This is a genomic window from Pseudomonas sp. FSL R10-0056, assembly GCF_009600105.1.
GTDB classification, from domain to species: Bacteria; Pseudomonadota; Gammaproteobacteria; order Pseudomonadales; family Pseudomonadaceae; genus Aquipseudomonas; species Aquipseudomonas bubulae.
Map to the genome: position 1 here is coordinate 1 of NZ_WIWL01000009.1, position 8,564 is coordinate 8,564.

7 protein-coding genes are annotated in these 8,564 nt (G+C 57.1%); 4 read left to right on the top strand and 3 right to left on the bottom strand.

The window, feature by feature from the left end; genetic code table 11:
• Positions 1 to 832 (top strand): acetyl-CoA C-acyltransferase (locus GHO42_RS00420; RefSeq protein ID WP_153384074.1); only part of this gene is annotated, 832 nt, incomplete at its 5' end.
• A 113-nt stretch (positions 833 to 945) separates the two neighbouring features.
• Here GHO42_RS00420 and GHO42_RS00425 read toward each other — a convergent pair.
• Complete coding sequence (locus GHO42_RS00425; protein ID WP_153328565.1) at positions 946 to 1,812, bottom strand: pirin family protein; 867 nt, start codon at positions 1,810 to 1,812, stop codon at positions 946 to 948.
• 250 nt (positions 1,813 to 2,062) lie between these two features.
• On the opposite strand from GHO42_RS00425, the gene GHO42_RS00430 reads away from it, so the two are divergent.
• The gene (locus GHO42_RS00430; protein ID WP_153328567.1) at positions 2,063 to 4,537 is read left to right on the top strand and encodes a TonB-dependent siderophore receptor; all 2,475 of its coding nucleotides are present in this window, start codon (positions 2,063 to 2,065) and stop codon (positions 4,535 to 4,537) included.
• 168 nt (positions 4,538 to 4,705) lie between these two features.
• Here the strand turns inward: GHO42_RS00430 and GHO42_RS00435 are convergent, their stop codons facing one another.
• Positions 4,706 to 5,482, bottom strand: coding sequence for a transporter substrate-binding domain-containing protein (locus GHO42_RS00435; RefSeq protein WP_371926197.1), 777 nt, complete (start codon positions 5,480 to 5,482; stop codon positions 4,706 to 4,708).
• Positions 5,483 to 5,528: 46 nt separating this feature from the next.
• The gene (locus tag GHO42_RS00440) at positions 5,529 to 6,371 is read right to left on the bottom strand and encodes a type 1 glutamine amidotransferase domain-containing protein (RefSeq protein WP_153328569.1); all 843 of its coding nucleotides are present in this window, start codon (positions 6,369 to 6,371) and stop codon (positions 5,529 to 5,531) included.
• Between the two features lie 115 nt (positions 6,372 to 6,486).
• Between GHO42_RS00440 and GHO42_RS00445 the strand changes: the two genes are divergently transcribed.
• Positions 6,487 to 7,398, top strand: coding sequence for a LysR family transcriptional regulator (locus GHO42_RS00445; protein WP_153328571.1), 912 nt, complete (start codon positions 6,487 to 6,489; stop codon positions 7,396 to 7,398).
• A gap of 69 nt (positions 7,399 to 7,467) precedes the next feature.
• Entirely contained in the window at positions 7,468 to 8,331 is an 864-nt protein-coding gene (locus tag GHO42_RS00450) for a LysR family transcriptional regulator (protein ID WP_095002424.1), read from the top strand.
• Positions 8,332 to 8,564 lie beyond the last annotated feature (233 nt).

Sequence of the window (8,564 nt, forward strand, 5' to 3'; positions counted from 1 at the left end):
GGCCGAAGCCATGAGCCGCGGCCCCTACCTGATGCCCGCCGCCCGCTGGGGTGCGCGCATGGGCGATACGCCAATGCTCGACTACATGCTGGGTATTTTGCACGACCCGTTCCACGGCATTCATATGGGTGTAACGGCCGAGAATATCGCCCAACGCAACAGCATCAGCCGCCAGGCCCAGGACGCTCTGGCGCTTGAAGACCAGCAACGCGCCGCCCGGGCTGTCGAGCAAGGTTACTTCGACAGCCAGATCGCCACCGTCGAGGTACGCAGCCGCAAAGGCAGTGTGATGTTCAGCCAGGACGAGCACCCGCGGGCCACTACCCTGGAGCAGCTGGCGCTGATGAAACCGGCCTTCAAGAAAGACGGCAGCGTGACTGCAGGCAATGCATCAGGGCTCAATGATGGGGCGGCGGCGCTGGTGCTGGCCAGTGGCGCGGCAGTACTGGCGGGCAATCTTGCGCCGATGGCGCGGCTGGTGGCCTACGCCCATGCAGGGGTTGAACCCGAGCTGATGGGGTTGGGGCCGATACCGGCAACGCGGCTGGCATTGAAGCGGGCTGGCTTGAAGATCGGTGACATGGACGTGATCGAAGCCAACATTGCCTTCGCCGCCCAGGCGTGTGCCGTGATGCAGGAACTGGATATGGACCCGGCCAGGGTCAACCCCAACGGTTCGGGCATCGCCCTGGGCCACCCGGTGGGGGCCACGGGCGCGATCATCGCGACCAAGGCCATCCATGAGCTGCATCGGACACAGGGTCGTTATGCCCTGGCGACCATGTGCATTGGCGGCGGCCAGGGCATAGCGGTGATTTTCGAGCGGGTGTGAAATCGCATACCTCTGTGGGAGCGGGCTTGCTCGCGATTCAGGCGCCACGGTCAGGCAGGCAAACCGCGGCGAGGCCATCGCGGGCAAGCCCGGCTCCCACAAGGTATGGGTCGTTAAGCTGGCATGCGGCCAAACTTGCCCGACTGGAAGTCCACAAACGCCTGATGGATTTCGGCGTCGGTGTTCATCACAAACGGCCCATGGCCCACAATCGGCTCGTCGATCGGCTCGCCGCTGAGGACCAGCAGTACGGCGTCGTTATTGGCTTCAAGGCGGATGCTCGAGCCATCACGCTCAAACAGCGCAAGCTGCCCTTCGCGCACCACGTCCTGACCGTTGACCTCGACCGCACCATGCAGCACCACCAGCGCAGTGTTGCGGCCCGGGTGCAGATCCAGCGTAGTCGACTTGCCCGCATTCAAGCGGATATCCCACACGTCGATCGGCGTAAAGGTATGGGCCGGGCCGCGTTTGCCATCGAACTCACCGGCAATCAGGCGCAAACGGCCGGCATCGTCCTTGAGCGCCAGGTCGGGGATGTCACGGTCGACGATGCCCTGATACCCCGGCGCGGCCATTTTGTCCTTTGCAGGCAGGTTGACCCATAGCTGCACCATCTCCAGCGGGCCGCCACTGCGGGCAAACGCCTCGGAATGGAACTCCTCGTGCAGGATGCCGGACGCTGCGGTCATCCACTGCACATCACCCGGGCCGATCACCCCGCCGTTGCCGGTGGAGTCACGGTGTTCCACTTCGCCCTTGTAGACGATGGTCACCGTTTCAAAACCACGGTGCGGGTGCTGGCCTACACCGCGACGCTCTGTAGTGGGCGTGAACTCGGCTGGCCCGGCGTAATCCAGCAACAGAAACGGGCTGATGTGTTTGCCCATGCTGTCGTAAGAAAACATCGTGCGAACCGGAAAACCATCGCCGACCCAATGAGGGCAGGGGGCCTGATAAACACCAAGAATTTTTTTCATGTTGCACCTCCTGTAAATCATGGCAACAACTATAGATTCGTCGCATCCATAAGACTAGATAGGTTTATTGGTACTGATCGTTCTATATATGGAACAATCATTCCGCCCTGCATCAGCGGGTCAAGCCTGTAATGGCCGGGGCAAAACCAACTAAATCAGAAACTTGTTTCTGGTTTCTCAATCGCGCTGCGTCTAATAACTATTCCTATTAACAAGAATGAAATTTCTTACTTCGGAGCCTAGGCACGCGATGCAACGACCCAACTTGAGCCGGACCCCTCTTTCGATCGCCACCCAACGCCGGACGGTACGCCACACCTTGCTGTCCAGTGCCCTGATGGCCTCGGTCATGCTGGGGGCATCCCTTGCCAGCGCGGCGCCGGTGGCCCTGAACATTCCGTCGCAAGCCCTGGCCAGCGCGCTGAATGAACTGGGCAAGCAGGCCAACCTGCAGATCCTCTACAGCCCGGATCAGGTGCAAGGCATCAAGTCGCGTCCAGTGAGCGGTTCGCTGGAGCCGGTCAAGGCACTGGAGTCACTGCTGCAGGGCAGCGGCATCTCGTATCAGCTCAACGGCGACACGGTGATTTTGAGCGCCCCCCAAGGCAAAGGTCTGGAACTGGGTGCAACCACTGTCACAGGCCAGGGCCTGGGCGACTCGCTGACCACCGAAGACACCCATTCCTATACCACCGGCGCCAGCAACAGCTCGACCAAACTGCCGCTGTCGATTCGCGAAACCCCGCAGACCGTCACGGTAGTCACCCGCCAACTGATGGACGATCAAGCCGCACAGAGCATCGGCGATGTACTGCGCAACGCGCCGGGCATTTCCACCCAGGCCTACGACAGCGACCGCATGGAGTACTCGGCCCGCGGCTATGCCATCACCAACTTTCAGTACGACGGGGTCAACACCCTGTATGACGGCGTGTTCGATGAAGGTGCGACCAAGGTCGATATGGCCCTGTATGACCGCGTCGATATCGTCAAGGGCGCTACCGGCCTGTTGTCCGGCTCGGGCGAGCCGTCGGCCACGGTCAACCTGATTCGCAAAAAACCGACCCGCGACTTCAAGGCATCGGTCACTGCCAGCGCGGGCTCGTGGGACAACTATCGCACCGAAGGTGATATCTCCGGGCCGTTGAATGACGATGGCAGCGTGCGCGGGCGAATGGTGGCGGTTTACCAGGATGCCGACTCGTACCGCGACCACTACTCACGTAAAAATGACGTGTTCTACGGCATCATCCAGGCCGACCTCACCCCCGACACCCTGTTCACCTTCGGCATGGACTACCAGAATATCAAGCCTCGCGGCTCGTCCTGGACCGGCAACCCGTATTACTTCTCCAACTACACCAAAACCGACTTCAGCCGCTCGTTCAACCCGGCCACCGACTGGAGCCGCCGCGACGTCCAGATCCAGTCCACCTTCGCCTCCCTGGAGCACCGTTTCGCCAATGACTGGAAAGTCAAAGGCACCCTCACCCAGCAAACCAACGACCACGACACCCTGCTGGGTTCGGCCAGCGGCGGGATGCCTGATCCGGTCACGGGTGACGGCATGTTCTTCTACTGGGGCCAGTGGGAAGGCCATCGCGTCCAGAACACCTTCGATGTCAATGCGACCGGCCCGTTTACCCTGTTTGGCCGCGAACATGAACTGGTAGTGGGCGCAACCTCCCAGACCTCCCGCCAGACCGGCGCGACCTTCGACGGCAGCGAATTCCGTGAACTGTCGAGCAGCATCTTTGACTGGAACGGCAAATACCCGAGACCGGACTTCCCGAAAAACGGCAAATACGAAACCAACCAAAATCAAAACAGCGCCTATATCGCTGCACGCTTCAAGCCGGCAGACGACTGGTCGATTATCCTTGGCAGCCGCGTAAGTGATTTCCAGTACAACAGCACCTATAAGTACTACGAGCAGACCAGCACGTTCCAGGACAACAAGACCACGGCAAAACAGCACGGCGAGGTGACGCCCTACGCCGGGGTTGTCTACGACATCAACGACAACTACTCGGTGTACGGCAGCTACACCTCGATCTACAAACCTCTTACCGAGCAGAGCAGTTCCGGTGCCACCCTGGCCCCCACAGAAGGCAACAGCTATGAACTCGGTTTGAAGGGCGAGTACTTTGATGGCCGCTTGAATGCCAGTGCGGCCGTGTTCCGTACCGAGCAAAAAAATGTACCGATTCAGGTCGGCACCAACGCCAACACCAACCTGGGCATCTATGAATCCCTTGATGGTGCGACCACCAACGGCATCGAGCTGGAACTGGCCGGTGAACTGATGCCGGACTGGAACCTGATCGCCGGCTACACCTACGCCCGCACCCGCTCTGATGATGGCGAACGTGTCTACGGCTACCCGCTGGAAACCACCAAGCCGGAAAACGTGGCGCGTCTGTTCACCACTTACCGCCTGCCGGGGGTGCTGAACAAAGTCACCGTGGGCGGTGGCGTGAACTGGCAAAGCCCGTTCTACGGCAAGATCTACAACGATGCCAAGGGCGACTACGACATCATCGAGCAGCACAGCTACGCGCTGGTCAACCTGATGACCCGCTACGAGTACAACGAACACCTGACGTTTAACCTCAACGCCAACAACGTGTTCGATAAAAAGTACCTGTCGGGGCTGGGTAACTTCAACACCACCTACTATGGCGAACCACGCAGCCTGATGCTGACGTCCAAGTACACCTTCTAAACGATCGCCCGCTATCAACTGCCCGTTTTGCTGGCGCCCCCACTAAAAGGTCAACCAAAAGCCCTGGCGAATCCTTCCGCCAGGGCTTTTGCATGCCGGCAAGCACCAACAGTCTTCAGAAAAGCTACAACCGGCAAGCTTGCAGAAACGGCTGCTGAAAACCTTGGCTCACTCAACCTTCAAATAGCGATCGACGATCTGTGAGTATCGGCCATTTTCTTTCAACTTCTGCAGGGCCATGTTTAACGCGACTCGCAGATTTGCGTCTGATTGGCGAACACCTATTGCAATACCACTCCCTAAAAGTTCATCACTGACAGGGGGCCCTGAAAACATGAAGCTTTCACCTTGCGAGGTATCCAGCAAGGCCTGTGAAATTTCAATGGTATCTTGCAAAGTAGCATCAATTTCACCCGCCACCAGACTGCGAACCAACGCGTCATTGAATTGAAAAGTCCGTATTTCCACACCTTGGGTTTCCCAGCGCGCCACGGCAAATGCTTGCCGGCTCGTGCCGGCCAGAACGCCGACTCGCTTGCCCTTCAGAGAGGCCGGAGAGGGCAATAAATTCTGATTTTTCCGTGTTACAAGCCGTGAGTTCAGCGAATAGAGCGGCTCTGTAAAATCAATACGCTGACGACGTAATGAAGTCGCAGACATCGGCATGATTGCATCAAAGTGCCCAGCCTCAAGGGCATCTATATTGGTCGCATAGTCCTGATCAACCCATTGACACTGGATCTCAAGCTCATCGCACAGAGCGTTACCCAGTTCGATGTTCAAGCCAACCAGTTCTCCTTGAGCATTGCGACTTTCAAAAGGCGGCACCAGGGCTTCTACCCCAAAACGCAAATTGCGCCCCTCCCAGGCGGAGATGGCTGGTGAGCTGAAACCACCGACCATACAAACAACTAAAAACAATAAGTAGCTCTTCTGGACATTCAAGGCGATACCCTCTTTTACAAAAACCCGCACGAAAAAGGAACTATTGTTAGTGCAAACGTTTGAGCAACTCTTCGGCAACCTGGGTTGTGGACGCCGGATTTTGACCGGTGATCAGTTCTCGATCAGAGACCATAAATGAGCTGAACGGCACGAGTGCGGATTTGTAATCACCCCCCGCCTGTTCAAAGGCCGTTTGGGGCATGTATTTCATTTCTCCGCCCTGTAGACGACGTTGGGCAAGTTTCTCTTCTACATTATTCATGACGGTCATTTTGTAGCCCGCATAGATCCAGTCGGGTACCGGAGTTTTACCCTTGGATATTTCCAGTTGTTCAACAAATCCTGAAGCATCCGGCAATGTCGACAACAACGCCACAGGCCCATGGCACACCAACGCTGTCGGTTTACCGCGCTCGTGAAAGCTGGTCAGCAATCTGCCCATCGACTTGCTGGTTGCCAGATCCTGCAAAGGCGCACGCCCGCCTGGAACATACAATGCATCAAACTGGGCATAACCCATTTGCTCTATACGCGACAGGCTGACCACCGGAGACTCGGTCACTGCAGTGATCTTGAGTCTGTCCATAAGGGCTTTATGATCATTAAGAGCCTCCACACTGCCACCGAAATAGGACGTGTCAAAAGAACCCTTGTCCATTGTTGGCGCGCGCCCCAAAGGCGTTGCAAACGTTAAGGTGTGACCAGCATCCAAGAGCATTTTTACCGGTTGCATCAGTTCATTGAAATAGAACCCGGTCGATACTGACTGGCCATATTTCAGCTCCAGCTCACTGGCATCCGACAAGACAACCAGTACCTTGGCAGCCTGGACTGTAAAGCTGGCTCCCCCCACAACAGTACTTATTGCAAGTACTTTCAAAAGTTTCATATTGTCTCCAAAGATTTTAAAAGGCCCCTTGCCTTTGTCACTTCAGAAATTTAAATATAACTTGCTACCCGATAAACCCGCGTGAATGACAATCTCTTTGCCTCCGGGAGGGGTAATGGCCCGTCGATTTGATCACTTGGCAGACGTTGAGGCATTTATAGCCGTGGCAGAAAACGGTTCCCTCAGTGCCGCTGCGGTCGAGCTGGCAACGACACCCACGGTTATCAGCAGAGCAATAAAACGTCTTGAAACACATTTGGGAGTTCAGTTACTCAGACTAACTACCCGCCGTATGAACATTACCGACGCAGGGCTCCTGTATCTGAACCAGACACGTCTGGCATTTGCACAGATCAGTGAAGTGGAGCGTTCACTCTCTGGCCCCAACGATGTGTTGAACGCCCGCTTGAGAGTAAGTGCGCCCACTACTTACGGTCACTACCGTCTGCCTGCCTTGTTGGCAGCTTTCTGTCGGATACACCCTCAGGTGAGGATCGAACTGAGCATCAGCAACCACAATGTGGATCTGGTCGCTGACAATTTTGACATGGCCATTCGTATGGGCAGCTTGCCTGACAGCGCACTGATAGCCAGGAAACTTGAAGATGCCAGGTTGTGTCTGGTTGCGGCACCTCAATATTTGTTGAGCAGGGGCGTGCCCAAGTGCCTGGATGATTTGCAAGATCATCAGTGTTTGCCCTTTATAGTTCCAAGCAGCGGAAGAGTCAGACCGTGGCAACTTATGGACAATGGCAAACTGGTGGAACGGATTCCTGTGGCCAATGTGCAAATCAGTGACGATGTACTCGGTGTTGTATCGATGGCGAAAAGCGGTCTGGGAATATGCCAGACCTATCATTTCATCGTCGAAGATCAGATCCGCAATGGACTCTTGGTAGAGGTACTGGAGCAGTTTTCAGGCTGTTCACGACCTTTTTCAATTATTTACTCGCCTCACCGACAGCTCTCGACGGCTTCAAATACGCTCATTAGTTTTTTACTGAAACACACCCATGACCAACGATGAGAATGGATTGGGGATGAGGCGCTGCCTGTTCTGCCTTACACTGGACGCCCCTTGCACACTGGCGCGCTTATGGACCTCGACCTGGCCCGTACTTTCCTTGAAATTGTCCGCTACGGCAGCCTGGTGGGCGCGGCCGAAAAGCTGCACGTTACCCAGACGGCCGTGACCGCACGGGTACACAAGCTCGAAAGCCTGCTCGGCGTCACCCTGTTTACCCGCAACCGCGCCGGCGCAAAACTCACCCCCGAAGGCGAGGCCTTTGTGGTGTACGCCAACCAGTTGCTTCACACCTGGGAAGCCGCACGGCGCGATCTGCCGCGCCCCGAAGGCTTGCATCAGTTGCTGCATATCGGCGGGGAAGTCAGCCTGTGTAACCCGCTGATCCTCAACTGGGCCAAAGCCCTGCGTCAGCACCTCACCACCCATGCCTTGCGCATACAAATCAGCGATGCCGAACAATTACTGCGTCAGATCGAGATGGGCCTGCTGGATGCTGCACTGGTCTATCAGCCCGCCTACTGGCCCGGTGTGCAAGTGGAGCAGTTGCTGGAGGAAAAACTGATCCAGATCCGCCGCCCCGAACAACCTGAACCTTATGTATACGTCGAATGGGGTGAGGGTTTTCGCCGCCAGCATGACGCCGCCCTGCCCGACAGGGCGCGAGCGGCCATCAGCTTCAACCTGGGCCCGGTGGCTTTGCATTACATCCTGGACAACGGCGGCAGCGGCTACTTCCGCACCCGTGTGGTCGAGCGCTATCTGGACAGCGGTGCCCTGGAACGGGTGCCCAAGGCCCCGGAATTCAGCTACCCCACCTACCTGGTGTACTCCCGCGAGCGTGACTGCGCAGCCTTGCAACAGGGCATCGCGCTGCTGCGCGAAATCGTCAGGCAGGACAGCGACTGGTCACAGCCCCGGGAGCCGGAAATTTAAGTCGCCAGGCTCCGGATGAAAGCTTTCAGCTTTGTGCCATATCCCTTAGTCTGCGAGCGTTGAATCACCCATAAAAACAATACAGGTGGCACATGACCGACCTAACCCGGGCCAACGAAAGCTGGCTGACATCGCCGACCCATCAACAGTGGCTGCGCGATCAGGGCCAGGCGCTGGTGGATTTCGCCAAGGCCGCCCGCGTGCCCTGCGGCTTCGCCGCGCTCGACCCGTTC

Coding starts and splice junctions, on each gene's coding strand:
- GHO42_RS00425 (WP_153328565.1), bottom strand. CDS start 1,812: ATGAAAAAAATTCTTGGTGTTTATCAGGCCCCCTGCCCTCATTGGGTC.
- GHO42_RS00430 (WP_153328567.1), top strand. CDS start 2,063: ATGCAACGACCCAACTTGAGCCGGACCCCTCTTTCGATCGCCACCCAA.
- GHO42_RS00440 (WP_153328569.1), bottom strand. CDS start 6,371: ATGAAACTTTTGAAAGTACTTGCAATAAGTACTGTTGTGGGGGGAGCC.
- GHO42_RS00445 (WP_153328571.1), top strand. CDS start 6,487: ATGGCCCGTCGATTTGATCACTTGGCAGACGTTGAGGCATTTATAGCC.
- GHO42_RS00450 (WP_095002424.1), top strand. CDS start 7,468: ATGGACCTCGACCTGGCCCGTACTTTCCTTGAAATTGTCCGCTACGGC.